Consider the following 2,121-nt stretch of genomic DNA (forward strand, 5'->3'; position numbering starts at 1 on the left):
CGTCCGACGACGGCGGCGACCCGTGCCCGTCCTGACCCGTCAGCCGACCGGGTCCGCCGGATGCGGTGCCAGCAGCGGGAGTTGCGAGGCCAGGCGCTCCTCGCACAGCTCGACCAGGCGGTCGTAGCCGGCCTTGCCCATCAGCTCGGTCAGCTCCGGGCGGTAGGACACGTACACCGGGTCGCCCGCGCCGTGCGCCGAGGTCGCCGACGTGCACCACCAGTGCAGGTCGTGGCCGCCGGGACCCCAGCCCCTGCGGTCGTACTCGCCGATCGACACCTGGAGCACACGCGTGTCGTCCGGCCGGTCGATCCACTCGTACGTCCGCCGCACCGGCAGCTGCCAGCAGACGTCCGGCTTGGTCTCCAGCGGTTCGCGGCCCTCCTTCACGGCCAGGATGTGCAGCGAGCAGCCCGCGCCGCCCGCGAAACCGGGGCGGTTCTGGAAGATGCACGAGCCCTTGAAGGGGCGGGTCTGGCGGTCGCCGTCCTCGTCCTCCGAGGTCCAGCCGTTCTTCGCGCCCTCGTCGTGGTGCTGCCAGATGTCCGGGGTGAGCCTCGCCACATGCCCGGCGACCCGTTTCTCGTCGTCCTCGTCGGAGAAGTGCGCGCCCAGGGTGCAGCACCCGTCGTCCGCGCGGCCCGCCTGGATGCCCTGGCAGCCGCTTCCGAAGACGCAGTTCCAGCGAGAGGTCAGCCATGTCAGATCACAGCGGAAGAGCTGTTCCTCGTCCGCCGGATCCGGGAACTCCACCCACGCGCGCGCGAAGTCGAGCCCCTTCTCGTCGCCCTTCAGGGCCTTCTTCGACATCAGAGACGTCTTCGGGGACCTGGCCGACTTCACCGGCGAAGAATCGCCGGGTGATTTGGCCGCCTTGTCGTTCTTCGCCTTTTTCGTCTTTGGCACGCGTCCAGGGTAAGTCGCCCGAGGCGGCCCCAGACACCGCTCCGGGGACCGAGATAGGTGCAGGTGGCAGTAGCGTTCCGTATATGAGACTCGGTGTCCTCGACGTGGGATCGAACACGGTGCATCTGCTGGTGGTGGACGCACACCCGGGCGCGCGCCCCCTGCCCGCGCACTCGCACAAGGTGGAACTCCGCCTTGCCCAACTCCTCGACGAGGACGGCGCGATCGGCCCCGAAGGGGTCGACAAACTCGTCGGCGTCGTCCAGGAGGCGTTGCAGGCCGCCGAGGACAAGGGCGTCGAGGAAATCCTCCCGTTCGCCACCTCCGCCGTCCGCGAGGCCAGCAACGCGGACGAGGTCCTCGCGCGCGTGCAGACCGAGACCGGCGTCGAACTCCATGTCCTCACCGGCGCCGAGGAGGCCCGCCTCACCTTCCTCGCCGTCCGCCGCTGGTTCGGCTGGTCCGCCGGCAAACTGCTCGTCCTCGACATCGGCGGCGGCTCCCTGGAGATCGCGTACGGCATCGACGAGGAGCCCGACGCTGCGGTGTCGCTGCCGCTCGGCGCCGGCCGCCTCACCGCCGGCTGGCTTCCCGGGGACCCGCCGGAACCGGACGCGATAAGGGCCCTGCGCCGCCATGTGCGCGCCCAGATCGCCCGTACGGTGGGCGAGTTCAGCCGTTTCGGCGCCCCCGACCACGTCGTCGCCACGTCGAAGACCTTCAAGCAGCTGGCCCGCCTCGCCGGCGCAGCCCGCTCCGCCGACGGCCTCTACGTCCAGCGCGAACTGAAGCGCGAATCCCTGGAGGCCTGGGTCCCCCGCCTCGCCGGCATGACCACCGCCCAGCGCGCCGTCCTGCCCGGCGTCTCCGAGGGCCGCGCCGAACAGCTCATCGCCGGCGCGATGGTCGCCGAGGGCGCGATGGACCTCTTCGGCGTCGAGACCCTGGAGGTCTGCCCGTGGGCGCTGCGCGAGGGCGTGATCCTGCGACGGCTGGACCAGATGCCGTCGCGACTGGATCAGATGCCGTCGGCGTAGGCGGGGCGGTGGGCGAGGGTGCGGGGCGGGGCGGGTGCGGGGCTGTGGTGCACGCGCGCGTGGCCGTCCTGTCCCCGCACGGCTGCTGCTGATTCGGGCGGCGCTCAGGGGGTGGCTGTACCTCCGTCGGCTCGGCCGTGGCGCACGCGAGCGTGGCTGTTCGTGCGGCACGCGTGTG

2 protein-coding genes are annotated in these 2,121 nt (G+C 71.5%); one reads left to right on the forward strand and one right to left on the reverse strand.

All coding sequences use genetic code 11. The features are described 5' to 3' along the window. Positions 1 to 39: 39 nt before the first annotated feature. Positions 40 to 906, reverse strand: coding sequence for a hypothetical protein (locus R6V09_RS51750; RefSeq protein WP_317888343.1), 867 nt, complete (start codon positions 904 to 906; stop codon positions 40 to 42). A gap of 83 nt (positions 907 to 989) precedes the next feature. Between R6V09_RS51750 and R6V09_RS51755 the strand changes: the two genes are divergently transcribed. Then, on the forward strand, positions 990 to 1,943 hold the full coding sequence (locus R6V09_RS51755) for a Ppx/GppA phosphatase family protein (RefSeq protein ID WP_317888344.1): 954 nt from the start codon (positions 990 to 992) through the stop codon (positions 1,941 to 1,943). Positions 1,944 to 2,121 lie beyond the last annotated feature (178 nt).

Origin of the sequence: Streptomyces sp. W16, assembly GCF_033194735.1 — a bacterium.
Taxonomy (GTDB): Bacteria; Actinomycetota; Actinomycetes; order Streptomycetales; family Streptomycetaceae; genus Streptomyces.